Source organism: Winogradskyella sp. UBA3174 (assembly GCF_002364335.1).
In the GTDB taxonomy this organism is placed as follows: Bacteria; Bacteroidota; Bacteroidia; order Flavobacteriales; family Flavobacteriaceae; genus Winogradskyella.
Map to the genome: position 1 here is coordinate 19543 of NZ_DEXW01000048.1, position 25866 is coordinate 45408.

General features: G+C 31.6%; 28 protein-coding genes. 2 read left to right on the plus strand and 26 right to left on the minus strand.

What is annotated here, in order from left to right:
- Position 1: 1 nt before the first annotated feature.
- From B2U95_RS09020 to B2U95_RS09070, 11 genes are all read right to left on the minus strand, one after another.
- Positions 2-1162: a TDP-N-acetylfucosamine:lipid II N-acetylfucosaminyltransferase gene (locus B2U95_RS09020; protein ID WP_296315252.1), complete on the minus strand. Its 1161-nt coding sequence runs from the start codon at positions 1160-1162 to the stop codon at positions 2-4.
- Positions 1162-2310 carry a dTDP-4-amino-4,6-dideoxygalactose transaminase gene (gene rffA, locus B2U95_RS09025; RefSeq protein WP_296315254.1) on the minus strand — a complete coding sequence of 383 codons (1149 nt, stop codon included), beginning with the start codon at positions 2308-2310 and terminating at the stop codon, positions 1162-1164. The genes B2U95_RS09020 and rffA overlap by 1 nt, the downstream gene beginning before the upstream one ends.
- Before the next feature lie 35 nt (positions 2311-2345).
- On the minus strand, positions 2346-2732 hold the full coding sequence (locus B2U95_RS09030; RefSeq protein ID WP_296315256.1) for a GNAT family N-acetyltransferase: 387 nt from the start codon (positions 2730-2732) through the stop codon (positions 2346-2348).
- Between the two features lie 52 nt (positions 2733-2784).
- The gene (locus B2U95_RS09035; protein ID WP_296315258.1) at positions 2785-3330 is read right to left on the minus strand and encodes a hypothetical protein; all 546 of its coding nucleotides are present in this window, start codon (positions 3328-3330) and stop codon (positions 2785-2787) included.
- 221 nt (positions 3331-3551) lie between these two features.
- Positions 3552-4586: a pseudaminic acid synthase gene (gene pseI / locus B2U95_RS09040; RefSeq protein ID WP_296315259.1), complete on the minus strand. Its 1035-nt coding sequence runs from the start codon at positions 4584-4586 to the stop codon at positions 3552-3554.
- Between the two features lie 61 nt (positions 4587-4647).
- Positions 4648-5001 (minus strand): GNAT family N-acetyltransferase, encoded by a 354-nt coding sequence (locus B2U95_RS09045; RefSeq protein WP_296315262.1) that lies wholly within the window; start codon positions 4999-5001, stop codon positions 4648-4650.
- 83 nt (positions 5002-5084) lie between these two features.
- Complete coding sequence (locus tag B2U95_RS09050) at positions 5085-5495, minus strand: hypothetical protein (RefSeq protein WP_296315264.1); 411 nt, start codon at positions 5493-5495, stop codon at positions 5085-5087.
- Positions 5496-5568: 73 nt separating this feature from the next.
- On the minus strand, positions 5569-6039 hold the full coding sequence (locus B2U95_RS09055) for a hypothetical protein (protein WP_296315266.1): 471 nt from the start codon (positions 6037-6039) through the stop codon (positions 5569-5571).
- Positions 6017-6721: a pseudaminic acid cytidylyltransferase gene (pseF, locus tag B2U95_RS09060; RefSeq protein ID WP_296315269.1), complete on the minus strand. Its 705-nt coding sequence runs from the start codon at positions 6719-6721 to the stop codon at positions 6017-6019. The genes B2U95_RS09055 and pseF overlap by 23 nt, the downstream gene beginning before the upstream one ends.
- Before the next feature lie 31 nt (positions 6722-6752).
- A complete protein-coding gene (locus tag B2U95_RS09065) occupies positions 6753-6980 on the minus strand; it encodes a DegT/DnrJ/EryC1/StrS family aminotransferase (RefSeq protein WP_296315274.1) in 228 nt (75 codons plus the stop codon).
- Positions 6946-7848: an aminotransferase class I/II-fold pyridoxal phosphate-dependent enzyme gene (locus B2U95_RS09070; RefSeq protein WP_296315277.1), complete on the minus strand. Its 903-nt coding sequence runs from the start codon at positions 7846-7848 to the stop codon at positions 6946-6948. Before B2U95_RS09070 ends, B2U95_RS09065 begins: the two co-directional genes overlap by 35 nt.
- A 543-nt stretch (positions 7849-8391) precedes the next feature.
- Here B2U95_RS09070 and B2U95_RS09075 point away from each other — a divergent pair.
- A complete protein-coding gene (locus B2U95_RS09075) occupies positions 8392-8724 on the plus strand; it encodes a hypothetical protein (protein ID WP_296315281.1) in 333 nt (110 codons plus the stop codon).
- Between the two features lie 51 nt (positions 8725-8775).
- Here B2U95_RS09075 and wecC read toward each other — a convergent pair whose 3' ends face one another.
- The 11 genes from wecC to B2U95_RS09130 form a co-directional block, all read right to left on the minus strand.
- The gene (gene wecC / locus B2U95_RS09080; protein ID WP_296315287.1) at positions 8776-9990 is read right to left on the minus strand and encodes a UDP-N-acetyl-D-mannosamine dehydrogenase; all 1215 of its coding nucleotides are present in this window, start codon (positions 9988-9990) and stop codon (positions 8776-8778) included.
- Position 9991: 1 nt separating this feature from the next.
- The gene (gene wecB, locus B2U95_RS09085; protein WP_296315290.1) at positions 9992-11119 is read right to left on the minus strand and encodes a non-hydrolyzing UDP-N-acetylglucosamine 2-epimerase; all 1128 of its coding nucleotides are present in this window, start codon (positions 11117-11119) and stop codon (positions 9992-9994) included.
- Positions 11120-11417: 298 nt separating this feature from the next.
- Positions 11418-12212, minus strand: a complete 795-nt coding sequence (cysQ, locus tag B2U95_RS09090) for a 3'(2'),5'-bisphosphate nucleotidase CysQ (RefSeq protein WP_296315294.1) — start codon at positions 12210-12212, stop codon at positions 11418-11420.
- A 62-nt stretch (positions 12213-12274) separates the two neighbouring features.
- On the minus strand, positions 12275-13135 hold the full coding sequence (rfbD, locus tag B2U95_RS09095) for a dTDP-4-dehydrorhamnose reductase (protein WP_296315296.1): 861 nt from the start codon (positions 13133-13135) through the stop codon (positions 12275-12277).
- A complete protein-coding gene (gene rfbC / locus B2U95_RS09100; protein WP_296315300.1) occupies positions 13132-13677 on the minus strand; it encodes a dTDP-4-dehydrorhamnose 3,5-epimerase in 546 nt (181 codons plus the stop codon). Before rfbC ends, rfbD begins: the two co-directional genes overlap by 4 nt.
- Positions 13674-14543, minus strand: a complete 870-nt coding sequence (gene rfbA, locus B2U95_RS09105) for a glucose-1-phosphate thymidylyltransferase RfbA (RefSeq protein ID WP_296315306.1) — start codon at positions 14541-14543, stop codon at positions 13674-13676. Before rfbA ends, rfbC begins: the two co-directional genes overlap by 4 nt.
- A gap of 3 nt (positions 14544-14546) precedes the next feature.
- Complete coding sequence (gene rfbB, locus B2U95_RS09110) at positions 14547-15602, minus strand: dTDP-glucose 4,6-dehydratase (protein ID WP_296315310.1); 1056 nt, start codon at positions 15600-15602, stop codon at positions 14547-14549.
- Entirely contained in the window at positions 15595-16647 is a 1053-nt protein-coding gene (locus tag B2U95_RS09115) for a hypothetical protein (RefSeq protein WP_296315313.1), read from the minus strand. The genes rfbB and B2U95_RS09115 overlap by 8 nt, the downstream gene beginning before the upstream one ends.
- Positions 16648-16650: 3 nt before the next feature.
- On the minus strand, positions 16651-18342 hold the full coding sequence (locus B2U95_RS09120) for a DUF6909 family protein (protein WP_296315318.1): 1692 nt from the start codon (positions 18340-18342) through the stop codon (positions 16651-16653).
- Between the two features lie 27 nt (positions 18343-18369).
- Positions 18370-19872 carry a GH3 auxin-responsive promoter family protein gene (locus B2U95_RS09125; RefSeq protein WP_296315322.1) on the minus strand — a complete coding sequence of 501 codons (1503 nt, stop codon included), beginning with the start codon at positions 19870-19872 and terminating at the stop codon, positions 18370-18372.
- Positions 19872-20741: a M23 family metallopeptidase gene (locus tag B2U95_RS09130; protein ID WP_296315327.1), complete on the minus strand. Its 870-nt coding sequence runs from the start codon at positions 20739-20741 to the stop codon at positions 19872-19874. The genes B2U95_RS09125 and B2U95_RS09130 overlap by 1 nt, the downstream gene beginning before the upstream one ends.
- A gap of 113 nt (positions 20742-20854) precedes the next feature.
- Between B2U95_RS09130 and tatA the strand changes: the two genes are divergently transcribed.
- A complete protein-coding gene (gene tatA / locus B2U95_RS09135) occupies positions 20855-21040 on the plus strand; it encodes a twin-arginine translocase TatA/TatE family subunit (RefSeq protein WP_296315330.1) in 186 nt (61 codons plus the stop codon).
- 53 nt (positions 21041-21093) lie between these two features.
- Here tatA and B2U95_RS09140 read toward each other — a convergent pair whose 3' ends face one another.
- Genes B2U95_RS09140 through B2U95_RS09155 form a run of 4 tightly spaced genes read right to left on the minus strand, consistent with a single transcriptional unit; the run spans position 21094 to position 25860 of the window.
- A complete protein-coding gene (locus tag B2U95_RS09140) occupies positions 21094-22074 on the minus strand; it encodes a DUF4837 family protein (protein ID WP_296315335.1) in 981 nt (326 codons plus the stop codon).
- Positions 22075-22098: 24 nt separating this feature from the next.
- Positions 22099-23652 carry a lytic transglycosylase domain-containing protein gene (locus B2U95_RS09145; protein WP_296315338.1) on the minus strand — a complete coding sequence of 518 codons (1554 nt, stop codon included), beginning with the start codon at positions 23650-23652 and terminating at the stop codon, positions 22099-22101.
- A 37-nt stretch (positions 23653-23689) separates the two neighbouring features.
- Positions 23690-24661 carry a hypothetical protein gene (locus B2U95_RS09150; RefSeq protein WP_296315341.1) on the minus strand — a complete coding sequence of 324 codons (972 nt, stop codon included), beginning with the start codon at positions 24659-24661 and terminating at the stop codon, positions 23690-23692.
- An 11-nt stretch (positions 24662-24672) separates the two neighbouring features.
- The gene (locus tag B2U95_RS09155; protein WP_296315345.1) at positions 24673-25860 is read right to left on the minus strand and encodes a phosphoglycerate kinase; all 1188 of its coding nucleotides are present in this window, start codon (positions 25858-25860) and stop codon (positions 24673-24675) included.
- Positions 25861-25866 lie beyond the last annotated feature (6 nt).

Here is a 25866-nt window from a genome sequence, read left to right on the forward strand (position 1 = left end):
ATTATGAAATAATTGAAACTAAGTTTTTAATATCATTAAACACTTTTTCTTCATTAAACAACGAGTCTAGCACTAATCTATTATGATTAATATCACTCAATTCTAAAATAGTATTTTTAAAAATAGGGTATTCTGTTTCTAAGTTGAAGACTTTGATGTTGTTTTTTATAAAAAAGGAATATGCTGGATTATTTGAAGATAAATAGACCCGGCAACCTAAATATAACATTGCTATAATATTACCCATAGCTTGTTGTCTCAGATGATAAAATATTCCTGTTGAACATGATCTTAATATTTCTATATATTCTACTCTATCAATAAAGGACAAAAGCGGTGAAAATGAATCCCCAAATAAATCACGACCTTTTTTGAGAACACAATCCTTATATTTATTATCATTAGAGTAACTCAATGGTACATAAATTTTAGATTTCATTTTAACATCATGGTGCTTAGTAATAATTTGAAAAGCATCTAAATGATTTGATTCGAAAGAATTTGAATTTCCAACTAACAAATTGGATGCATTTTTCTTTAAAAAAATTGTTTTTGACCCACCCAAATACTGATTTATATTGCTAAAAGGACAATAGACAAAAATAAGTTTGTTGCTATAATATTTTGAAAATCGAGAAAAATCTTCTTCTATATAAGAAACAAAATAATTTACCTTTCTTAAAGCTTTAAAAATAATTGTGTATCTATCTTCCTCCTTTTTTAAAAAAAAAAATGTTTTTCTTAATAAGCCATACTTAAGTATTAAGCGTCCAAATCTCAAATTAACGTTATTATTCAATAAGTATTTATTTGTAAGTGGTCCATAAGTGCTAGGCTTTATTCTTGGTAAGCCGTAAACATCAAAACCCCATGCATACCATGCGATTTTTATTTTTGCTTTAATTTTTAAAATTGCGTAAGCAAACTCAATATGAAATGCATGAATAAAGACTACAGACGGCTTTAACGTTTCCATAACACCATTAATATCCTCTTTTTGAGAATTAAAACGCATCACGTTTTTTGCTCTTTTTGAGATATAGTTATACTCGCCCTCTTCTGAAGAAGTGAAGATTAAAAAATAACAGTCTTTATCAACTGAGCTGAAATTTTCAATTATTTGATCCGTAACCTTTTCATCAATTACAAAATGAAGCACCATTAAACTTTATATTCTTTAAGAGAATTAATAATTCTATCAATTTCCACATCAGATAATTCATAATACATCGGAAGTCTTAATAATGTATTAGTATATCGATCACTTTGAAGTAGTTTTCGTCCATCATGTTTGGATTTATAAAAGGAACTCGTATGTAAACTAATATAGTGGAAAACGGCAAGAATATTGTTACTCTTTAGAAACTCAATAGCCTTAGTTCTATTAAAATTATTATCAAAAGTTAAATAAAACATGTGAGCATTGTTGGTAGCGTATTCTGGAATAGAAGGAAGCTTAATATTATTATTTGATGCCCATTGGTTAAGTTTTAAACTATATGTTGTCCAAATTGCTTTTCTTTTGTTCTGAATATCATTTAAATTTTCCAGTTGTGCCCATAGAAATGATGCAATAATCTCTGACGGCAAAAAAGAAGAACCTAAATCTACCCACTCGTATTTAGCCACTTCTCCTCTAAAGAAAGATGATCTATTAGTTCCTTTTTCCCATATAATTTCTGCTCTTGCTTCAAATTGTGAATCGTTAATAGCTAGCATTCCTCCCTCTCCTGAAATAATATTTTTCGTTTCATGAAATGAAAAAGCACTTAAGTGCCCAATTGAGCCTAAAGCCCTCTGAATACCATCTTTACCAACATAATAGCTGTCAATTGCCTGAGCTGCATCTTCTATAACAAATAAACGATGAGTTTCAGCTAAATCCATTATTTTATCCATATCGCAAGAGACACCAGCATAATGAACAGGTACAATAGCTTTTGTTTTATCTGTAATTAATTTTTCAATTGCATCCTCATCCATTCCTGGATGATCTTTTTTACTATCGACAAAAACAATTTTAGCTCCTCTTAAAATGAATGCATTGGCAGTTGATACAAATGTGTAAGAAGGCATTATCACCTCATCGCCTTCTTTTAGATTAATAAGTATTGCAGCCATCTCTAGAGCATCTGTACAAGATGTAGTGAGTAGGCACTTTTTAAAACCATACTTGTCTTCAAAAAATGTTTGACATTTTTTAGTGTATTTACCATTCCCCGAAATCTTACCTGTATTAACCGCATCATTAATGTAGTAGGTTTCTTTACCTGTCAAATATGGCTTATTAAATGGAATTGATTTATTCATTAAAAAAAGTTTACGAAAAAGATTATATTATAATATTATATGTCCCTTGTTAAAATAATATATTTCTCCTTAAAACCTAAAGTTTTAAAAAGTTTTAAACTTTTGACATTAGAAATTTTTACCCTGGCAAAAGCGTTTGGCCAAATCTTTAGACTCTCATTAATCATAAACTTTGCAACACCTTTACCTTGAAAATCTGGGTGAGTGCATATTCTAAAATCATCATCAATAACACCGACATAGCCCAATGCAGATCCATTTAAAATTGCAACTCTATAATTTTGAGCTTGGTTTCTCATATAATTTATTTGCATGCTTTTAGTGATTTTTTCAGTCTCGATAAATCCGTCCGCTACTCTCTCATCATTTCTAAGTCTTCTTACAAACTCCCAATATTCTTGAGAACAATTTACTAATTTCATTATGTAGTCGTTTTCCATGTATATGATAAGGTATTAAATCAATTTATAAAACCTATAGTTCTAGCTCAATTTTTTTATTAAGAACTGGTTTTGAAACAATAAAAGGATCAAATTTGTCTGCTACAGTTTTTCTAAGGTAACCATCATCATTTTGTTCTAAATATATATTTGGATGAAAGAAACTTTTTAGAACTAAATTTTTAATATTAATTTTATTGTCATTAAATTCTAAATTTATCCACTCAATGTCTACTTGGGTTTGGTGTCTATTGGAATTTTTTCCTAAATCAATTCTAAACTTATAAGGTAAAACTCCTTCCGGAAGGTTAAATTCAATAATTTGAAATTCATTACTACCTTTTACGTCTTTACCTAACCTCTCATACTCATTAAATTCGTCATCAGGAAATTCACCTGTATAAAAAAGATCTAATCTATCATTTTCTTTAATTTTTATACTGAGTACGACTTTAAAAACATCTTCATCTTTAACAATAACCTCTTCCTTTTCAAATTTATCAAGTTCTTCAAGTTTCAAACTTTTTTCTTCTTTACATGAAACAAGACAAATTATAATCATTAAAATTATTTTTTTCATACTAGTCTTTTTCTTATTTAAACGCAATAATATAGATTTTATTTGTAGATATATTCCAAATAATCAACAAATTTTAAATTTAAAAAACTAGTTTATACTTTAACAAAGTATGTCTTAAGAGAAGATTTTATATTAATATGAACTATCTCTAATTTAGAGCTATAATTCGACTTCATTTTTTATCTCTTCTCTTGTTTTAAATTAAAATATTTTATCATAAACTATAAATAATTATTCTCTATCATTGATAGCGTAAGTGGTTTGCCCTCATTAACATCTTCAGTAAACTTTTTACCAATAGTGTTTTTATAATGTTTTGGATGAAGTCCAAAACCAGGTCTTACAGACTTAATATTATCTTTAGTTATAATATCTCCTTTCTTCACTGATTTTGAAACAAAAAGTGATCTTGAAAATTCTCGCCTTTTCAATTTCTTGTCAGTCATCTCATAATCTACTATACCAATCATTTTTTCTGCTTTTCTTACTGCACTAACCAATTGTGTAAATTCGCTTTCATCTAAAGAAAAATGTGCATCTGGTCCACCAATACTTTTATCTAGTATAAAATGCTTTTCAATAACCTTCGCACCTAAACTTAATGCAAACACAGGAGCTTCAATACCTAAAGTATGATCAGATAGCCCTACGTTTACATTAAACCTAGTTTTTAAATCTGGTATAGTTGCTAAATTACCATCTTCTGGTAATGCAGGATACTGAGACGTACATTTAAGTAATGTAATGTCATTATTATTTTGATTTCTGCAAGTCTGTAATGCTAACTCAATGTCTTCGATAGATGCAATACCTGTAGATATAATAATCGGTTTTCCATTTGAAGCAACATAGTCTATAAGCGGTATATCTGTTATTTCAAAGGATGCTATTTTATATATTGGATTACCTAAAGACTCTAAAAGATCAACAGCTGTAAAATCAAACGGAGATGAAAAACAGACTAAGCCTTCTTCTTTAGCTAATTGAAATAGTTCTTTGTGCCACTCCCATGGTGTATAAGCTTCTTCATACAAATCATAGAAATATCTACCGTCCCAATGTGAATTCTGATCAATTTTAAAATAATCATTTTTTACATTAAGTGTAATCGCATCTGCTCTATACGTCTGTAGTTTTATAGCATCAGCACCTGCGCGTTTAGCTGCTTTTATAGTTTCTTTAGCTATTTCTATGTCTCCACCATGATTAGCGGACAGTTCTGCAATTATGAAGCATTCATCATTTTCAATTCGCATAATCTAATTTGTAAATAAAACTATTATTATCATTTATTACAACGTCCTTGTGATATATATATCATGCATTCTCAAAAGATTTTATTGACGCAATATTATTATATTTAATATAAGCAAAAATAGGAACGTCGTGAGATGAAAAATAAATTTTAGAAGCTTTTTTTAGAAATATACTCGCCAATTTTTGTCCTCTATATTTTTGGTCAATTAATACTCCAACTGTACTATGTTCTTCATTAATATCAAATCTAACTAAGCCAGCAGGTTTTCCATTGACTAAGCCCACTAAAAATAAGGTGTTTTTATCTCTAATCTTACCTAAATACCAAGCTCTATGATTTTCTAGTATAATAGGTTCAGAATTAAAAGATTGCTCTCTAAATAAAACATCATTTGACCAATTATAAACTCGCATTAAATCGTCTTAAGTAGCTTCCCGAAATGATATATTGAGCTGATTAATTAGCCCTAAAAGTCGTGTTTTACTTTTGCCATCAATTAAGACTTTTGACTGTCTATAAAATTATTATAAGACGATTCAAAAATTATTTCTTCTATTTTTTTCTTAAAATCTAAGATCGTATAATTACTAAAATCACCACCTTTAAAAATAGCTCCTTTTTTTGAAAACTCATAATAAACATTTTTTTGGTTTTCAACATAATAACCACTTAAAATTGGCATCTTTATGCAACAAAGCTCATATAAAATAGTGCTTGCAGGTGCTATTCCAAAATTACTATTATTCATAACCTCAACAAGTTCAGGTTCTGAAAGATTTCTATGTGTTTTAATTTTTGGATTGTCTGCTGCTAAATTTAATATGTCGTCATCTAAATAGGCTCCACCTAAAACTGTGTTAATCTTTTTGATTTGCTTTATTTCTAAAAGCGCCTCAATAGTCTTCAAGGTGAGATTAAGCGGGTCAGCTCCGCCGTAACAAACAAAAGCAGTATCAATAGTGTTTACTATTCTATTATGTTTAGCGATATCTAAAAATAATGGTCTTAATAAAGCATACGCTGTACCTAATGCTAGTTGCGTATCGTTTTTTTTTATAATCTGTTATTTCTAAACCTGCAGAGTGATTAATTACAACATCAGCGTACATATATTCTTTTGCTAAATCATCAATATAAATTAGCTTAAAACCATAACCCTTTATGAGCTTCTGGTATGAACTAATAAATTGATAGCCATCAGCTATTATTATATGTTCTTCTGGTGAATACTTATTAACTAACCACTGTGGTTCGTTTTCAATTTCTAAATCTTTAAGAATACATACTTTTCTATAATTTGAAGGAATTATTGAATGTTCTGAAGTCTCTCTAGTTAAAAATACAAAGTCGTATGAGTCTATAATTATTTCTACAAGACTGAATAATCGATATAAGTGACCCAAGCCAATATCAGAGTTTCCATCTGCTCTAAATAGTATTGTCTTGGTCATTTATCATTAATTTATATTTCAGTTCTGCTAATCTCCAATCGGATTCTGTGTCAATATCCTGAGCTTCAAGCTGTGATATTATTATAGCTCCTGAGTTTGTCGTAAAAAGTTTTTTGTCTTCTAAAAATCTATTTGTGTTTAGCCAATAAAACTGACCAGAATCATGGAATCGAGGTTCTAAGTCCTGTGAGCGCGTGTTCATATGTTCTTCCCAGACCATAGAGGCCATGGTATTTTTAATCTTTAAAGAGCGTTGTATTGGAAAAGAATACTCTAAAACCGTAAAAACACTAGCAAAATCATTCTCTAATAAAGTACTGTGTGCTTGCTCTATTTTTATTGAATTAATAAATGGAGCCGCAGGTAGAATGCAGCAGATATTATCAAATTTTATACTTTTAATAGAATAATTAATAAGCACCCCCTCTATAACCTCTGCCAAAACGGCAAAATCATTAGCGTTTTCTTTACTTCTTAAAAAAGGAACTTTAGCACCATATTTAATTGCAATATCTGCAATTTCTTGATCGTCTGTTGACACCATAACCTCATCAAAAAGCTTACTCTTTAAAGCAGCTTCTATTGAATATGCAATTATAGGTTTTCCTAAAAATGGTTTAATATTTTTTCTTGGAATACGCTTGCTTCCGCCACGGGCTGGTATAATTGCTAGATTAGCCATTGGTAAAACTTAAAACCTTATCAATAACAAATTACTGCTCCTTATCCGTTAATGTAGGGTACATGGGTAAACTAATACATTTAGAATAATACGCTTCTGAATTTTTTAAGTCAGCACTATCATAGCCAATACTTTTATAATATGGCAAGGTATGTACTGGTATATAATGTATTTGAGCAAATATATTATGTGTTCTTAAGTTATCGTATAAGCCTTTTCTGTCTTCAACTTCTACAATAAATAAATAAATGATGGGCATTATAAGCACCGTCTTGTAAACTTTGAAACTTTAACTTACCCTTAAATGCTTCTTTATAAGTATTAGCAATTTCATTTCTTCTAACAACACCCTCACTATTCTTAGCTAATTGTGTAATACCTAATGCAGATTGAATATCTGTGAGTCTATAGTTATAGCCAAGTTCTTGCATTTCATAATACCAACCACCGTGATTTTCTGTCATATTATCCTTAGTAATACCGTGCATTCTTAGACTGGATAATTTCTTATATAATTGTTCTGAATTTGTGGTAACCATTCCTCCTTCACCGCGTGCAATATGCTTTACAGGGTGAAAAGAAAATATACCAATATCTGCATAGTTTCCGTTACCGCAATACTGCTTATTTCTTTTAGAGTCTGTAAAATAACCGCCTGGTGCATGGCAGGCATCTTCAATAATCCATAAACCGTGTTTGTCTGCTGATTCCCTGAATGCTTCTAAATCTACAGGTATTATTCCTTTAAAAAACCCTTTAGGTTTACTTTCAATTAAATTTTTAGTGTCTTCTAACGAAAGCGTATAACTATCTCGGTCTATATCTGAGAACCAGACCTCTCCGCCTGCATATCTTACACAGTTTGCAGAGGCTGCAAAGGTAATCGGTGTTGTAATAACGCGTTCACTTGGTTTTAAGTTTAAAGCCATAACTGCTATATGAAGACCTGCTGTTGCATTTGATACTGCGACTGCATATTTTGCTCCAATATATTCAGCAAATTTCTCTTCAAAATCATTAACCCTTGGTCCTTGAGTTAAGAAATCTGCCGTTAATGTTTTAACTACAGCATCAATATCATCTTGATCTATATGTTGTCTTCCGTAAGGTATAATTTGGCTACTCATTATGCTTCAAAAGTTGAATCTACATGTTCTTTTATTAGCTTTCTCAAACTCTCAACAGTCTCCCATTCCTCATTATCACCAGAGTTATAACTAAAACCTTGAGCTACTTTCTTTGCATTAAAGGCCTTAACATATTCATCCGCATTGGGAAAATACTATATATGACGGAGATAAGTGGGTTTTTAATATTTCTAAATATAAACTTAAAAATTTTACAAAAGAAGAAGCCTACACCATTGTAACAAAATACACTAATTTTCTAGAAGATATTTCTGGTAAAAAAGCTCTAGCTTATAGGGCTGGTGGCTGGAGTGCACAACCGTTTTCTCATATTAAACAAGCACTTAAAGATTGTAATATTTTTATTGATAGTACAACATACCCTAAGGATTTTCATAAATCTAGCCACCAAGAGTTTGATTTTAGAAATGTTAAACAGTACAAGACTAAATATAGGTTTGAAGATGATTTAACAATTGAAGATGTTAACGGCAGATTCATAGAATATCCTATAAGCTCATACAGAGTAAGTCCTATTTTCTTTTGGCTATTTGCTTTTGGCTATTTGCTTTTGAAAAACTTAAAAAATCAAAAAAACATATCGCTCTAGGAAATGGTTCTGCTATATCTAAACCTAAAAAGGAAGTTTTAAGATTAATGACTTCTTTTTCTAATAGCGTTATTGCTATTGACGGTTACAAAGCATCATATGTTTATAAGGCATTCAAAAAATACGTAAAAAATACAGATAGTAATGACAATTTTATTCTAATTGGTCACCCAAAAGCATTCACTCCCTATTCTTTAGATAAAACCAAAGAATTTATATCTAAAACTCATAAAGAGCATAAATATAAAATATTTGAAAATAGCTAGATAATTATCTTATGTTAAAACAAATAGCGCTTTAATATCAGAACACCATTATTATTTGTTTAAAACTCCACAAAAATCTAATACAATTTTATCTAAAGGTATCTCTAGTGTTTTAAACTCTTCATGGGCTACTAAAAATGTTATAATGTCAGCTTGCTTAGCTGCTTCTTTATAATTAGTTAGTTTAAAAACTTTATGGCTATCTATATTAGGCTCTACAATATAACATTCTTCATTATTAGCATTTTGTAATATTTTTTGAGCTATGTACTTTGCTGGGGATTCTCTTAAATCATCAATATTTGGCTTAAACGCTAAGCCCATAATTGCAATTTTAGGTTTATAGCCATTCTTTAATTCAAAATTAAGTTTTGCTGTTTGCACTTTCTCTGCACACCAAAAAGACTTGTAATTATTTATTTCTCTAGCTTTTCCAATAATTTGTGACTCCATAGGGTAGTCAGAAACTATAAAATAAGGATCTACAGCTATACAATGTCCGCCTACTCCGCAACCAGGTTGTAAAATAGTTACTCTTGGGTGCTTATTTGCTAATTCAATTAACTCCCAAACATTAATATCTGCTTTATCACAAATAAGAGACAACTCGTTTGCGAAGGCAATTTGAACATCTCTAGAAGAATTCTCAACAAGTTTACACATTTCTGCAGTACGTGCATTAGTTTTATGCAAATCCCCTTCTATAAATTGTTTGTAAAAACTTATCGCTTTCTCAGTAGATTCAGCATTAACACCACCTATTACACGATCGTTATTTACTAACTCATACATTACATTTCCAGGCAAAACGCGCTCTGGGCAATAAGCTAAATATAACTTACCTTGTAGTTCTGGGCGTTCAGAATAAATTAAATCCATCATTTTTTCGGTAGTACCAATTGGTGATGTAGACTCAATTATATATAAATCATTAGGCTTTAATAAAGGAATTATCGCTTTAGTAGCCGCTTGGACAAAAGAAATATCAGGCTCATTTTTAGCTTTGAACGGAGTGGGTACAACTACTAAATATATATTTGCTTCTACTGGCTTTGTATCTGCTATTAAATACTTTTCTTTAACTGCTGTTGCTACCGCTTTATCGAGGTCTGGTTCCACAATATGTATTTTACCTGCATTTATTGTTTCTACAACACTAGGGTTTATATCTACACCATGTACATGGATTTTATTTTGAGCTATTAAAACTGCCGTTGGCAAACCGATATACCCCAAGCCGATCATTACAACTTCTGGTTTATTCATATTATTTATTTAGAATGAATTCAACTATACGCTCACAAGCTTTACCATCACCATATGGGTTATGTAACTTACTCATAGCTTCATAGTTTTTATTATCATTTAAGAGTTTATCTGTTTCATTAATAATCTTACTTGTATTTGTTCCTACTAATAGAACTGTTCCTGCATCTACGGCTTCTGGGCGTTCAGTAGTATATCTCATAACCAACACGGGTTTTCCTAGACTAGGCGCTTCTTCTTGCACACCTCCACTATCTGTTATAATTAAATAGGATTTATTCATTAGCCAAACAAATGAAGGATACGATAATGGAGCAATTAATTTGATGTTTTTTTCATTACCCAACAAATCATATACTGGTTTTTGGACGTTGGGATTCAAATGAACTGGATATATTATTTGGACATCATCATGGTTTTGGGCTATTGTTTTTAGTGCCGAACAAATATTAATAAAACCTTGTCCATGATTCTCCCTTCTATGACCAGTAACCAAAATTAAACGCTTTTTATTATCTACGATTTCTTTTAATTCTTCTATTTCTTTATCTTGAAAATTATCTGAATTGACTATAGTAGAGCTGTGTGCTAAAGCATCAATAACAGTATTTCCGGTAACTAAAATATTAGAGCCATTAATGTTTTCATTTAAAAGATTATCTCTAGAAGTTGTTGTTGGAGCAAAATGATAATCAGAAACACTTCCTGCAATACTTCTATTAATCTCTTCTGGAAAAGGAGAACGCTTATTAAATGTTCTTAAGCCCGCTTCTACATGGCATACTTTAGCTCCAGAATAAAATGCTGCAATACTCGCTGCCATAGTCGTTGTTGTATCTCCATGCACATAAACAAAATCTGGATTAAAATCTTCTAAAATAGGCTTAAGGTTTGTAATAATATCTGCCGTTAACGAGTAAAGATTTTGATTGGGTTTCATTAAATCTAAATCGTAATCTGGGATGATATCGAAAAAACTTAAAACCTGGTCTAGCATTTCTCTATGTTGAGCAGTTATACAAACTTTGGTCTCAAAGTGATCAGAGTCTTTTAAAAATGCTTTCACCAAAGGCGCCATTTTAATAGCTTCTGGTCGTGTACCGAATATAATAAGGTTTTTCTTTTTCATGTAGATATGCTGTAAACTTCTTTCAAACTTTATTTTTCTAAAAACACTATAATTAATGATTTACTCAATAGAATATTAAATGAAACAATCGCCTATACCGCAACTTTTTTATTTGTAATTCTATCAAAAAAAACCTTCAAATTAATATAGATTTTAGCTCCTGATTTTCCATGCCAAAACTTTATATAAAGTCTATTTTTTACTAATTCATTTGTTTAATATTAACCGAGTAGCTAGAATTATGTATAGAGAACTGAGATCCTCAAGTTAATTGTCTTTTATTGAGTGTTACATTTTATTAAGATACAATAAACCAAGGGTTTAATAAATTTTCCTTGTTATAACGCAAGGATGCATTAGTCTCTTGTGAGATTACATGAATGCCTAAGGCATTACAAATGGCTTGTCCCGCTGCAGTATCCCATTCCATTGTAGGCGCAAATCTTGGATATACGTCTGCATTATCTTCTGCTATAATACAGAATTTTAACGAGCTACCTTTAGATACAGTTTCTATTTGTTTGCCAGTATTCTGAATAGATTTAATAAAAATTTTTGTTTCTATATTCATGTGTGATCTACTCGCAACCACTCTAACAATATTATTGTTTGAAGGTTTCTTATCTAGTAACTCAGCGATTCTTATTACCTCGACTATTTCTGTGTTATGAGAATTTAACTCTGCTTTAAACGCTACTTTTTCTTCAACGTTTGCATAATACAAAGTCTTAGTTACCGGAACGTAAATAACACCTAAAACAGGTTTTCCGTGCTTAACAAGTGCTATGTTAACGGTAAATTCCCCATTGCGTTTTATAAACTCTTTAGTACCATCTACTGGGTCCACAATCCAACATGTTTTCCAAGTTTTTCTTATGGAGTAGTCGGTTTGTTTGTTTTCTTCGCTAATAATTGGAAACTCTGTTTTATCTAAATAAGCATTTATAATAGTATTTGCACGCTTATCTGCCTCTGTTAATGGTGATTCATCTGCTTTATATTCAACAGATATCTCAGAGTTATAAACTTTCATAATAGCTTCACCAGCGTCTAATGCTCCTAAAATTGCTGTTTGTAAATTATTACTTATCATTAATAGGTCTATTAGGTATTATCAATTAATACTCGTTAGTAAAATATATATTTAAAGCAATTCTAATTAGAATTAAAATTGCGCATCGCTATGCGTAAACTATCTCTCCAATGCGGAATACTAATATTTAAATTACTTTTTAATTTTGATTTATTTAATACACTAAATTTAGGCCTCTCAGCTGGTGTAGGGTAATCTACTGTTTTAATCGGTTTTACATCTATCTTAACATTACATTCGTCAAATATAGCACATGCAAAATCGTACCAGCTTGCTACACCTTCATTGCTGTAATTATAAATACCGTATGCATTCGTTTCTATATTTATGATTTTAAAGATTGCCATTGCAAGATCAATGGCATATGTTGGTGTGCCTATTTGATCGTCTACTACACTTATTTCATTTCTATCCTTAGAAACTCTTAGCATGGTCTTCATAAAATTATTTCCGTATTCTGAATACAACCAAGACGTTCTAATTATAAAATAGTTTGTTAATATTTCCCTTATCGCAAACTCGCCTTTTAATTTTGTAACACCATAAATTCCTCTCGGATTTGTTTGATCATTCTCATTGTAGGCAGTATTTTTATAACCATCAAAAACAAAATCTGTAGAAACGTGTATAAGGACTGTATTATACTTATCACAAGCCAGAGCTAAATTTTTAACTCCAGTTTCATTTACTAAAATAGCTTTACCTTCTTCTTTCTCTGCCAAATCAACAGCTGTGTAAGCAGCACAGTTAATACAGAAGTCATAACTATTCTCACTAAAAAACAAGTCTACACTTTCTGAATTCGTTATGTTTAAATTAGATGAATCAGTATATACAATATGAAGATTAGTTACTTCTTTTTCTATAGCTTTAATACAAGTTGCTAATTGTCCATTGCCACCAGTGACTAATATCTTTTTCATAGTACAGCATTGGCTAGTGTGGGGAGAATTATATCCTTTTCTGAAACAATGAGCGTATCGTTAGGAAGTACCCAGTTTATTTTAAGTTCTGAATCGTTATAAATTATGCCTCTTTCTGAATTTTTATTGTAATAGTTATCACATTTGTAAGAAAAAATGGCAGTATCGCTTAGTACAATAAAACCATGGGCAAAACCACGAGGCACAAAAAGCTGATTCTTATTGTCTTCAGTTAACTCTATTGACACGTGTTGACCAAATGTTGGTGAGTCTTTTCTAATATCTACAGCAACATCTAAAACTTTACCCTTTATTACTCTCACTAGTTTGGCTTGAGCATGTTTGCCTATTTGATAATGAAGACCTCTTAAGACTCCTTTCGAAGAAAATGACTCATTGTCTTGGATAAAATTAACATTTAGTCCTGTTTCAGAGTTAAATTTTTCTTTATTAAAACTTTCAAAAAAATAACCTCTATTATCATCAAACACTTTCGGTTGAATAATATAACAACCTTCTAAATGAGTTTCATTTATTATCATTTTTTTACTTTCAATAATCCTAACAAATTTTTTCCATAACCACTTTTTAATAAGGGTTCTGCTAAATCCCTAAAGGCTTTTTCGTCAATATAATCCATTTCAAAAGCTGCTGCTTCAATAGAGCCAATTTTTAATCCTTGTCGGTTTTCAATAACTTCAACAAATTGCGATGCTTGCATTAGAGAATCAAAAGTGCCCGTATCTAACCAAGCAGTGCCTCTATCTAATATACTAACATTTAAATTTCCGTTCTTCAGATATTCTCTGTTAATATCCGTAATCTCCAATTCTCCTCTATGACTTGGCTTTATAGTTTTTGCTATTTGAACAACTGTGTTATCATAGAAATAAATACCTGGAACCGCAAAATTAGATTTTGGTTTTTCTGGTTTTTCTTCAATAGAAATTGCTTGACCGTTTTCATTGAACTCTACTACTCCATAACGTTCTGGGTCATGGACTCTGTATGCATAAATCACACCACCATCTGGATTATTATTGCTTTGTAAAAGTGGAGCTAATCCTGATCCATAAAAAATGTTATCCCCTAAAATTAAAGCAACTTTATCAGATCCAATAAACTCTTCACCTATAATGAATGCCTCAGCTAAACCATTAGGAGCGTCTTGAACAGCATAACTAAAGTTACATCCATACTTTTTCCCATCTCCTAATAAGTCTTTAAACAGCGGTAAATCTTTAGGAGTGCTAATTATTAATATTTCGTTTATACCTGCATATATAAGGGTTGATAATGGGTAGTATATCATTGGCTTATCGTAGATAGGCATCAATTGCTTGCTGATTGTAAGTGTTAGAGGATGCAACCTGGTGCCAGATCCTCCGGCTAATATTATTCCCTTCATATGTTAGCTATATTGTTTTGTATAATAAGACTGATATTCTCCACTAGTAACATTATCTAACCATTCTTTATTGTTTAAATACCAATCTATTGTCTTATTTAATCCTTCTTCAAAAGTCACTGATGGTTGCCAACCTAATTCACTTTTTATCTTATTTGCATCAATTGCGTATCGTAAATCGTGTCCAGGTCTGTCTTTAACATAGGTTATTAGTTTTTCAGAACTTCCTTCTAGTCTTCCTAACTTAATATCCATTTGCTTACATAACAATTTTACTAAATCGATGTTTTTCCATTCGTTAAAACCGCCGATATTATACGTTTCAGCATTCAAACCTTTATGAAAAACCAAATCAATCGCAATGGCATGATCATTAACATATAACCAATCTCTAGTGTAATTTCCGTCACCGTAAACAGGAAGTGACTTCTCGTTAATTATATTGTTTATAAAAAGGGGGATTAACTTTTCAGGGAATTGGTGCCGCCCATAATTATTTGAGCAGTTAGTTATAACATAAGGCAGTCCATAGGTTTCTCCATAAGCTCTTACAAAGTGATCTGAACTCGCTTTAGATGCTGAATATGGTGAGTTTGGGTCGTAACTTGTTGTTTCAGTAAAGAGACCTGTTTGACCTAAAGTTCCATAAACCTCATCTGTACTAATATGGTAGAAAAGTTTGTTTTCAAAAGCACCTTGCCAACAAGACTTAAAAGCATTAAGTAAAACCATTGTACCTATAACATTGGTTTTAACAAAAGCCAAGGGGTCTTTTATAGACCTATCGACATGAGATTCTGCAGCTAGATGTATAACCGCCTCAAATCTGTACTTATTAAAAATCGAATTAATAAAGTTTTCATCAGTAATATCCCCTTTAATAAATTTATAATTGGGACTGTTTTCAACATCTTTAAGGTTTTCTAGATTGCCTGCGTATGTTAAGTTATCTAAGTTATAAATTTGATAGTTTAAATAATTTTGTGCAAAAAGTCTTACTACATGTGACCCTATAAAACCAGCTCCTCCTGTTATAAGTATAGATTTTTTTTTATTCATAATTTTTTACATACTTAAATGCGTTATAGATGAGATAAATAAATAATATAATAAGCATTGTTACAAATGGAAATATTAAAGAATACTTATCCCAAATATTCTTTTCTATAGTTCCTACTTCTTCAAAACCAGATAAAATATCATAATAATCATTATATTTAATTAACTCTTGTTCTAATACCTTAAGTGAATCACTTATAGCCATTTGCTCTTTAAACAAATCATATTCTCTAGTTAGTGTTTTTTCTTTAGTTAAAGGAAACATGCCTTCTAAACCTATTGAAACTTTATCCTTTTCTGATTCATTTTTTAGAACCTCAAGATATATGTTTTGTAGACTATCGATTTTCCTTAATTCATTCTTAAGGGATTTTGTCCGTATGTCTATAGAGCCATCTCTTATCCCTTTTAATTTTGTTGAGTACTTGTTTTTGAGTGTTTTGTCAAAGCCTTTTTCTAAACTTATGAAGATATCATTCGTTTCTGACTTTGCTTTAATAGAAAAAATAGTGCCGCTCAAAATATCTCTATTCTCAATATAATCTTCATAAGGGATATCCTTGGTTAAAGTACTATCTATTGTTTTAATATAGTCATTGTACTCTTTTAATAAATCATTACCTGTCTCGGGTCCTATTTCAATTTCAAAACCTAATATTTCAGCGGCTTTAATGGTATCTATTTCAAATACTGTAGATAATTCTTTTAAATTACCTGAACCAATCAAGGCATTAAAGTAATTAACATTGTTAGCCAATTGATATTTAGAACCAAAGTAAGGCTTAACAAGCATGCTAGAAGAATAAACTGGTTTCTCATACTTTTCAGCAATAAACCCTAAAATAGCTGAGACCATTAAAACTATGGCTATAACTTTAAAGTACGTAACAATTGGTTTTAAGGCATAAATTATAAATGAAAAAAGCCCTTTAAATAACTTCTCTACAAAAGAAAATAGTTTTTCAAATAAACGGCCTATAGCATTAAATAGTTGCCCTAGATCTACCTCTTCGTTTTGAGAATCTTGTGGTAATTTATCACTCATTTTTTAAGAATTAAATATTTGTTCTAGAATCTTTTTTGTTATTACATATGTTGGTCGTACACCAGAGGTTCCTAGTCCACCCGAAGCTAAAGTACTCCCGGTTTCTAAAGGATTATCACTAGCATAATAAGCATATCTCACTTTTACATCTTTATTTATACTACCTCTAACCTTTGATGCGGCTTGGATGGCTTTTTGGTAATGTGCACCCTCCATTTCTAAGCCAATTACATTCCAAGTCGAGTTTTTAAAGAATTTTAAAATCTCTTTGTTCTGTAATGAAGTGCCTAAAACAGTTACCATTGTACCCTCAAAAACATCTACATCGCAATCTATTAAATCGTTTTTACTAAGTTCGTTTTTAAAAGGGTAATTGTCAGCTGTACCTTCAAAAATATGTGCAGATGGAATCATAACATCACCTTTGCCACCTTCTAAAATTCCAGATTTTCCCATTATTGAGATCGACTTAACATCTAAATGTACTTTTTTACTATTAACTTTTATGGGCTTTAGAAATTCATCTAAAGTCTCATAAGCTTGCTCGCCAAAAGCATAATCCATAACAAATATTACAGGTTTATTTTCTTTATTTTCTTCTGAAAATTTAAATCCTGTTTTAGAAAAGTCAATTTTATCAGTGTCAAAAATTTGAACATCTATATTAGTTCCTGATGTATCTTTTATATAAAGCATTCCGCTTTGCAAGGCCAATTTTTCTACTTTATTGCGTAATGAAGAATTTTTAGAATCACTAAGCGCTTCGTATGTATCAAATATATCTTTCTTAGCGTCTGTTCCTTTTAGGGTCGCTTTTGCAAAAATAGAATTCATAACACTGTGCATGTTCGCACTAATAATATGTATTGGTCGTTCTAGCAATCCATTATTATGTAATACAGATTTAATAGCATCAGCCCAAATCTCCCCATGTATATGATGCCCCAATCGTTCTCTTAAAACAGGGCTAAAAGTTATAGTGCGCTTATTATTATTAACCGTTTCTTCAATTGCTAGTTTACCTAACCAATATACAATATGCAGCAAGCGTTCTGGTTGACTTTCTGTAGAAAATTTTGGATAAGCCTCTGTTAATTCGTTAAAAGTTCTCCCTAAAATATTTGCAGTATGAGTAATTGCTATTTCTCGTTCTTTTTGCGTCAATTTTTTTGTTGAAGTAACTGCTTTTTCTAACTTTTGCCAATCTCTAACAGTTGTTCCTTCTTCATCTATAATTACACGTTTACTAATTTTGTGCGACTCAACAAAAAGAAAGGTAAGGTGCGTAAGGATATCGTAAATCTCAGATCGCCCTCTTGTGATTTCAATATTCATTTGTTCTTTGTCAATACGATAACAATTTCGCCTTCTTTTTGGTGGAATTATAGGTTCGAAATGTGAGTTTGCATAGCCCTCGTCACTTGTAAGGTTTATAAATGTACATTCTTCTATGCCTTGCGGTAAACGATCTACAACATATAGTAGTCCTTCTAGTTCCGCTTTTTCTTCACCAATAGACCCATAAATTTCTGGGCGCAAAAGCAACAGTGCTTCTCTGAGCGTTTCACCTGAAACACCCATAGGCTTATAAAATCCACGATTAAATAGATGACGCATTGTAATATACATGCGTTCTATTGCGCTTGAGCTTTCTTGTGCTCTAGTTCTTTCGTGTATTTTCTTAGTTGTACTCATATACTATTTTAACCTGCAAATATAGCTTTATTTCGTTAAATTAAGTTCATACATTTTATCTGCAATATTACGATCGTTAGACAGTCTCGGTATTTTGTTTTGTCCTCCTAATTTTCCTATAGATTTCATGTACGTTTGAAATCCGCCTTTCTGTATTGCTGTAATTTTTAAAGGCCTTAAAACTTTACCTTCTATTAAATCTAAATAATAGCTATTTTGTTTTTGTAATGAATGTTCTAACGCTTCAACAAAACCAGATGCGTTTTCCAATTCTTTTTCAAACTCAATAAACCATTCGTGATAAGGCAACCCTCCTTCTGGGTTTATTTGTGGTGCCACTGTAAACTCATTAATAGAAACAGAAAATTGTTCTGTAGCATATTTTAATGCGTGTTCTACCTCTTTTCCGATAATATGTTCCCCAAATGCAGAAATGAAATGTTTAATTCTGCCACTTACAATAATTCTATAAGGTTTTATTGAAGTAAACTCCACTGTGTCACCAATATTGTAAGCCCACAAACCTGCCGTTGTTGAAATAATCATAACATAATTAACACCAAGTTTTACATCTTTAATTGTAATTCGTTTTGGTTGGTCTACAAAAAAATGTTCCGCTTCTACAAATTCATAAAATATCCCTGAATCTAATTGAAGTAACATCCCTTTTTCATCTTGCTTATCTTGAAATGCAAAGAAACCTTCACTAGCAGGATAAAGTTCTATACTATCAACTTTTCTTCCGATTAAACTTTCAAATTTTGCACGATATGGTTCGTAATTAACGCCACCAAAAATAAATAAATTGAAGTTTTTAAAAATATCACCAACCTTTTCACCCTTCTTCTCAATGAGTTTTTCAAAATACATTTGAACCCAAGAAGGTATACCAGATATAATGGTCATATCCTCATTTATAGTTTCATCTACAATCGCATTAACCTTAGTTTCCCAGTCTTCAATACAATTAGTTTCAAGGCTTGGCAATCTATTTTTTTGAAGATATTTTGGGACATAATGCGCGACAATACCAGAAAGTCTTCCAAGTTTTACTCCGTTCTTTTCTTCTAAAGTTGGGCTCCCCTGAAGAAAAATCATTTTGCCATCAACGAATTTTGAGTTCCCTGTTTCGTTGATATACATAAGAATAGCATTTCTAGCAGCATTTACATGCGTTGGCATGCTTTCTTTTGTAATGGGAATATACTTGGCACCAGAGGTTGTGCCCGATGTTTTTGCAAAATACAAAGGCTTACCCTTCCATAAAATGTCAGACTCACCAGCAACTACACGTTCTACATATGGTTTTAATTCTTCATAATCTCGTATTGGAACTTTAGACACAAATACGTCGTGAGAATTAATAGTATTAAAACTATGGTCTACGCCAAAAGCTGTAGATTTTGCTTCCCTTATTAAATTATCAAATACTTTTTGTTGTGTTTCAATAGGCATAGAGGCCCATTTATTGACCCGTTTTGCAATACGTTTTGCAAAAGGTTTCGAAAGTGCTGCTTTAATTGATGACATTATTGAAAATCAATAAAATTAGTTGGGTTTACAGGATAACCTTTACTCCATAACTCAAAATGCAGATGAGGCCCTGTACTTAATTCTCCAGTATTTCCTGACATTGCTATAACCTCTCCTGCTTTTACTAAATCTCCTTGTGATTTAGTTATTTTAGCATTGTGCTTGTAAACAGATATTAATTCTTGGTTATGTTCTATAATAAGAACATATCCCGTTTCTACCGTCCATTCTGCAAATATAACTGTGCCGTCTGCAGTGGCCTTAACAGGTGTGTCTTCAGCTAGCACAACATCTACTGCAAAGTGTTTTTCTTCGAAATTAAAACCTTCTGAAATTGAACCTTTAGCTGGTGGAAATAAAACAAAGTTAGATTTGTCCTCAGAAGACTCAAATAAATTGTATTTGTCTTCCTTATCTACTTTCTCTCTTAGCAAAGAGTCTTCTTTATTTGTGGCAATTTGTAAAATATCTATGTCTGCTTGAGTAGCCTTAATTATAGAGTCCCTATTAAAATTAACATTAGCGACGTCTCCTGTTAGTACTTTTCTTATCGAAGCGTAATATTGTTTATTAACCTCTAACTCTCTAACAAGCGAGTCCGTTTTATAATTTAATAATGTAGCTTCTTTTATTAATCGTGTTGAGGAATATCCTGGTATGTACTCTCTGAGCGGAGTAAAAGCAATAAGTAAAATAGTTAAAAACACCAAAACTATTGCTGATAAAGACGTTAAGACAAAAACATTAAGGCGTGTTAACTTAATGGCAAAACGCTCTTCAAAAGTGTCCTCATTTAAAATAACTAAACGGTACTTGTGAAGTAGTTTTTTAGTGAGTTTCTTTTCTTTTTTTTTCTTTTTTGCCATCTAAACAAAATTACTTAAAATAGTGAAATAGCAGTAACAATATGTGCTAAAGTTGGGTTAACAACGTTATTATTAAACTATAATTATTAACTTTGCATTCTAAATTTAAAGTTATGAGTTTAAGCATGATACCATTAATGATTGGAATGCCTCAGGTAATTCTTATCGCAGTTATTGTTTTATTGATTTTTGGTGGGAAAAAAATTCCTGAATTAATGAAAGGCTTAGGAAGTGGAATTAAAGAATTTAAAGACGCTAGTAAAGAAGAGGAGCCAACTGAAACTAAAGAAAAAGAATAAAACCTTTTAACATAAAAACAAAAAAGCCAACTATAACTAGTTGGCTTTTTTGTTTACTTAATCTTAATCGATTTTATAATAGATTCGAGCTCAAAAACATAATCTCGTTTCGCTAGAGATGGTGCATATACGTAGCCATCTCCTATTAAATATCTTTTATTTATTTCATCTTCAATAACGTAAGTTATAAAAGGACCAGCCATGGTGTAGCCTTTCATTTCCCATATACCTCTTACTTCATAAGTTGGTTTATTATCTATTATTGTATTAAATAGTGCTGGCGCATAAGCATCATCTACTGCCATGTAAATATTGTCCTCTCCTGGGATTTGAGTCTTGGTAACATTATTTCTAACATTAACTATATCTACAACCGTACTATCACTCTTAGATATAGATGTCATAGGCACTGAATAAAACATTAAATCTATAGTTTTAGTATTACTCAAACTCTTTCTAACCCAGAAAAAATCTTCACCATCCTTACCAATTTTATAAGCTGAAGGAATATCTACAGTAAACCCAAGCTCCGTTTCCATAACATTATCGTCTAGCAAAGATTTATTAATACGCCTTTGCTTCTCCTGTACTTCTTCTTTATTAAAGGCATCAAATATTTTAGATTTATTCGCTTTTAGTTGTGCAATTATATCGCCGTCATTTTTCCCTCTTACAACAGCTATGGTTTGTGGTTTTGCAAACATATCGTTAACGATGGTTGTTGAGGCATTGTCAGCTCCTTTTTCGATTTTTAAAATAATTCTACTACGCGTGGTAATACCGTCAAATACTTGGCTTGGAATTTGACGCATTTTAAACATTGGCTCAGGTACAGGTAGTCCGTTTAAAGGTGACGCAAAAATGCTTCTAATGTTCTCACCAACGTTACCTTCCCATAATAAATTATCAATAACAACAGAAATACTATTTAAATTTCCGTTTGAATCTGGTAAGTATATTTTCTTATCCTCTTCTTTGGTTTCTCCACACGCAAGTAATATTGTACAAACTAATACCGTATATAAAGTTCTCATAAATTTATTTTTTTGTTGGTTTTTCTATTTAGACACAATAAGCGTTGTTCCTATTTTGAGTTTACTGCTACCAATATCGTTCCAATCTTTAATATTTTGAACAGAAACTCCAGAAAACTTTTGTGCAATACTCCAAAGCGAGTCGCCAGACTTTACTTTATATGTTTGTTTTACTGCTAAACTAACTACTTTTTTTGTTGTTTTTGGTTTTATTGAGCTACTCGGATTCCTGGGGTAAATTGTAAGTCGCTGCCCTATCTTAAGGTTATTACCTCTTAGACCATTCCACCGTTTTATTTGACTTACTCTGACTCCATACTTCCTAGCAACCTTACCTAAGTAATCTCCACTTTTTACACGATACCTAACTTTTGTATCCGAATTTAAAAGTTGTGGTAATGGTTTTTCACGTTCATCAAATTCAGCTTTAGCAAAAGCATAAATTTTATCTTCGTTAGTTGTAAAAATACCGATAGCTTCTCTAGGTAAACGCAATACATAAGTTTTGCCTTCTACTTTAGGAATAATATCTAATTTGTAAGATGGATTTAAGAATTGTAACTCTTCAATATTAACACCTGTAGTCTCAGAAACCTGATCTAGGGTTATCATTTGTTTTATATGAATTGTATCTGTCTGTATCAATTGAAATGCTGGTCGCTCTGGCTTAAAACCATGCTCTTCAGCAAATTCAAAAATATACATAGTGGCTAAAAACGCTGGCACGTAACCAGCGGTTTCTCTCGGTAAATTCTGACGGATATTCCAATAGTTTTTATAACCTCCAGATCTTCTAATTGCTTTATTTACATTTCCTGGCCCAGAATTATAAGCGGCTAACGCCAAATCCCAGTCTCCAAATATTTTATATAACCTTGAAAGATATTGCGCTGCTGCAGTTGTAGATTTTATTGGATCGCTCCGTTCATCTACATAACTACTTACGTCTAATTTATATTCCTTACCAGTAGCAAACATAAATTGCCAAAGACCCGTTGCTCCAACACGAGATCTTGCTCTTGGTTTTAATGCAGATTCTACTATAGATAAATATTTCATCTCTAGCGGAATGTTATAATTATCAAACTCTTGCTCAAACATCGGAAAGTAGAAATGGCTCAGACCCATTAAACGTTCCATTGATGTGCGCCTGTTTTTTAAATAATTTTTAATGACGCTTTCTAAAGATGGATTGTACTCTACATTAAAAGGTGTTCTGGCATTTAGTCGTTTTAGTCTCGCCTTTAATGTGTCTGTTGTAAGTTCTGGATAATCTACTGGTTCATACGTTAACTCAGAAACTGACTTATAAATGCTGTCAAATAAAGAATTGTTATATAATTCTTCAAGCCATTTTTCGTCTAATTCGGTTGCTTCCTGTAAATCTTCAAGGTTTTTTATACTTGAAGAATCGATTTCTACTGGAATATTTTTATTAAGAATTACAGACTGACCATCAATAATTGAATCTGATTTAATACCTTTTTTTGAGGCAATAGAGTCTTTTTGAGACTGTGCTTGAGTGCTTTCTATAGTTGTTAGAAAACATAAAATCAATATTATTAATGTTCTATACATATCTCAAAAATAGGATTGTGTCTCTTAAAAACTTTAATTAATTGGGTGTAAAATAAAAAACCGGTGAATTTCTAAAGTTTGGCTCACCATCTATTGCTCTTTTAATCAACTCCCCATTTGTAACATTTATTGTACCTGTTTCATTTCGACCATCTCCTCTATCAAAAAACTCAAAGGCACCTTCTGCTTCATCAAAACCAATAGATGATCTTCCTAAAAATAAATAGCCATCGGTTATATCATAAATAATATTACCTTGAATATCTGTTAAATACTCATGTACTACGAAGTTAATCTCTTTTCGTCCTATTAAATACTGTACTTCAGAATTCCCAAAACCCTCAAAAAAGTTGAAACTTGTATTCGTGTTCTCGCTGATTAATGAAAATGTGTTTATATCTATTAATTTAATTCGATTTAAAGACGAGTTAAATACACCTTCCATTAACATAAGTGTTTGTGAATTGCCAAAGAACTTGTGTGCCTCTATACTATATCTATCAATACCAAAAGTTTCAGTTATGTTTCTTTCTAAAACTTCAATGCCGTTATCAAACGTTTTAAGTTTTGCATCAAAACCGCTTGAGGCAACCATAATGTGAAATCTATTTTCAGATTCAAAAAATGCGCCACTTAAAGGAAGGTCGTTACTGTCAAAATTAATATCTGATTGCTGTACCGTGTAAGTGTATTCCTCTGAGTTAAATGACTCATTCAAATCAACCCGATTAATTTTGTAACCGCTAAAAAAATCATCTCTCGTTAAGTAAAACAATTCATTTGTTTCTGTTTTATTGTAATACCCAAATATGTTAAAAGCATTAGTGGGTGCAAAAATTTTCTTCATAACTTTATTTGTTTGATCACCAATGAAGACAATATCTCCTTCAGAATCCAACAACACCTTGTATCTTATATCTGTTGTATCACTAGCATCTGAATCATTATTCGATGAGCAGCTTGTAATAAATAAGGCTACAAAAATTAATATTAGATCATATACTCTCATAAATCTTTATTTTAATCTAAAATAGCAGCAATACCTGGTAACGTTTTACCTTCTAAACTTTCGAGCATAGCACCACCTCCTGTGCTCACGTAACTCACTTTATGTTCAAAACCAAATTGTTTTACCGCAGCGACAGAATCACCGCCACCAACTAAAGAAAATGCACCGTTTTGGGTAGCATTAGCAATTGAGTTACCTAAAGCAATGGTTCCGTTTGCAAAGCTTTCCATTTCAAAAACTCCTAATGGACCGTTCCAAAGAATTGTTTTACATTCGTTTACAACGGCGTCAAAAATCGCTAAAGATTTAGGGCCAGCATCTAAACCTTGCCAACCGTCAGGAATATGTTTTACATCACAAATCTGTATATTAGCATCATTACTAAAAGCATCTGCCGCAATAACATCTATTGGTATATGTATTTTCACTCCTTTAGCTTCTGCTTGCTTCATGATTTCTAAAGCCAATTCCATTTTATCATCTTCGCAAATAGAATCTCCTACTTTTCCACCTTGCGCTTTTACGAAGGTAAAGGTCATTCCTCCACCAATAATAAGATGGTCTACTTTGTCTAAAATGTTTTCAATAACTGTGATTTTCGAAGATACCTTAGCACCACCAAGAACAGCTAATACTGGCTTTTCTCCGTTATCCATCACTTTCTTAATGCTCTCTATCTCTTTAGCCAAAAGATTTCCAAAACACTTTGCTTCTGAAAAAAATTGAGCAATAATTGTAGTAGAAGCGTGTGCTCTGTGTGCAGTACCAAAAGCATCATTGACATATATATCACCTAACTTAGATAATTGCTCTGCAAAATTCTTATCTCCATTTTTCTCCTCTTCGTGAAAACGTAAATTTTCTAACACTAATATTTCACCTGGCTGTAAAGCATTTGCTTTTTCCTCAGCTTCCGGACCAACACAGTTGCTCGCAAATTTTACTTCAACACCTAAAATGTCTTCAATCTTATTGACAATATGTTTTAAAGAAAATTCGTCTTGTACTCCTTTTGGCCTACCTAAATGCGACATTAGAACACAACTACCTCCGTCTTCTAAAATTTTGATAATAGTAGGTTTGGCTGACACAATTCTTGTATCATCAGTAACCTTAAAATTATCGTCTAACGGCACATTAAAATCTACGCGAATTAGTGCTCTTTTATCTTGAAAATTAAAATCGTTTAAAGTCTTCATTTTTTA

Excerpts from the sequence above, each read along its gene's own strand:
- B2U95_RS09065 (WP_296315274.1), bottom strand. The coding sequence starts at position 6,980 with ATGCCCATCATTTATTTATTTATTGTAGAAGTTGAAGACAGAAAAGGC.
- cysQ (WP_296315294.1), bottom strand. The coding sequence starts at position 12,212 with ATGATAAGTAATAATTTACAAACAGCAATTTTAGGAGCATTAGACGCT.
- rffA (WP_296315254.1), bottom strand. The coding sequence starts at position 2,310 with ATGAATAAATCAATTCCATTTAATAAGCCATATTTGACAGGTAAAGAA.
- B2U95_RS09020 (WP_296315252.1), bottom strand. The coding sequence starts at position 1,162 with ATGGTGCTTCATTTTGTAATTGATGAAAAGGTTACGGATCAAATAATT.
- B2U95_RS09045 (WP_296315262.1), bottom strand. The coding sequence starts at position 5,001 with ATGCGAGTTTATAATTGGTCAAATGATGTTTTATTTAGAGAGCAATCT.
- tatA (WP_296315330.1), top strand. The coding sequence starts at position 20,855 with ATGAGTTTAAGCATGATACCATTAATGATTGGAATGCCTCAGGTAATT.
- pseF (WP_296315269.1), bottom strand. The coding sequence starts at position 6,721 with ATGGCTAATCTAGCAATTATACCAGCCCGTGGCGGAAGCAAGCGTATT.
- B2U95_RS09130 (WP_296315327.1), bottom strand. The coding sequence starts at position 20,741 with ATGGCAAAAAAGAAAAAAAAAGAAAAGAAACTCACTAAAAAACTACTT.
- B2U95_RS09125 (WP_296315322.1), bottom strand. The coding sequence starts at position 19,872 with ATGTCATCAATTAAAGCAGCACTTTCGAAACCTTTTGCAAAACGTATT.
- B2U95_RS09140 (WP_296315335.1), bottom strand. The coding sequence starts at position 22,074 with ATGAGAACTTTATATACGGTATTAGTTTGTACAATATTACTTGCGTGT.
- rfbD (WP_296315296.1), bottom strand. The coding sequence starts at position 13,135 with ATGAAAAAGATATTAGTCACTGGTGGCAATGGACAATTAGCAACTTGT.
- B2U95_RS09030 (WP_296315256.1), bottom strand. The coding sequence starts at position 2,732 with ATGAAATTAGTAAATTGTTCTCAAGAATATTGGGAGTTTGTAAGAAGA.
- B2U95_RS09155 (WP_296315345.1), bottom strand. The coding sequence starts at position 25,860 with ATGAAGACTTTAAACGATTTTAATTTTCAAGATAAAAGAGCACTAATT.
- wecC (WP_296315287.1), bottom strand. The coding sequence starts at position 9,990 with ATGAATAAACCAGAAGTTGTAATGATCGGCTTGGGGTATATCGGTTTG.
- B2U95_RS09115 (WP_296315313.1), bottom strand. The coding sequence starts at position 16,647 with ATGAGTGATAAATTACCACAAGATTCTCAAAACGAAGAGGTAGATCTA.
- B2U95_RS09055 (WP_296315266.1), bottom strand. The coding sequence starts at position 6,039 with ATGACCAAGACAATACTATTTAGAGCAGATGGAAACTCTGATATTGGC.
- pseI (WP_296315259.1), bottom strand. The coding sequence starts at position 4,586 with ATGCGAATTGAAAATGATGAATGCTTCATAATTGCAGAACTGTCCGCT.
- B2U95_RS09120 (WP_296315318.1), bottom strand. The coding sequence starts at position 18,342 with ATGAGTACAACTAAGAAAATACACGAAAGAACTAGAGCACAAGAAAGC.
- B2U95_RS09070 (WP_296315277.1), bottom strand. The coding sequence starts at position 7,848 with ATGAGTAGCCAAATTATACCTTACGGAAGACAACATATAGATCAAGAT.
- rfbB (WP_296315310.1), bottom strand. The coding sequence starts at position 15,602 with ATGAATAAAAAAAAATCTATACTTATAACAGGAGGAGCTGGTTTTATA.
- B2U95_RS09035 (WP_296315258.1), bottom strand. The coding sequence starts at position 3,330 with ATGAAAAAAATAATTTTAATGATTATAATTTGTCTTGTTTCATGTAAA.
- rfbC (WP_296315300.1), bottom strand. The coding sequence starts at position 13,677 with ATGATAATAAATGAAACTCATTTAGAAGGTTGTTATATTATTCAACCG.
- B2U95_RS09150 (WP_296315341.1), bottom strand. The coding sequence starts at position 24,661 with ATGAGAGTATATGATCTAATATTAATTTTTGTAGCCTTATTTATTACA.
- B2U95_RS09145 (WP_296315338.1), bottom strand. The coding sequence starts at position 23,652 with ATGTATAGAACATTAATAATATTGATTTTATGTTTTCTAACAACTATA.
- wecB (WP_296315290.1), bottom strand. The coding sequence starts at position 11,119 with ATGAAAAAGAAAAACCTTATTATATTCGGTACACGACCAGAAGCTATT.
- rfbA (WP_296315306.1), bottom strand. The coding sequence starts at position 14,543 with ATGAAGGGAATAATATTAGCCGGAGGATCTGGCACCAGGTTGCATCCT.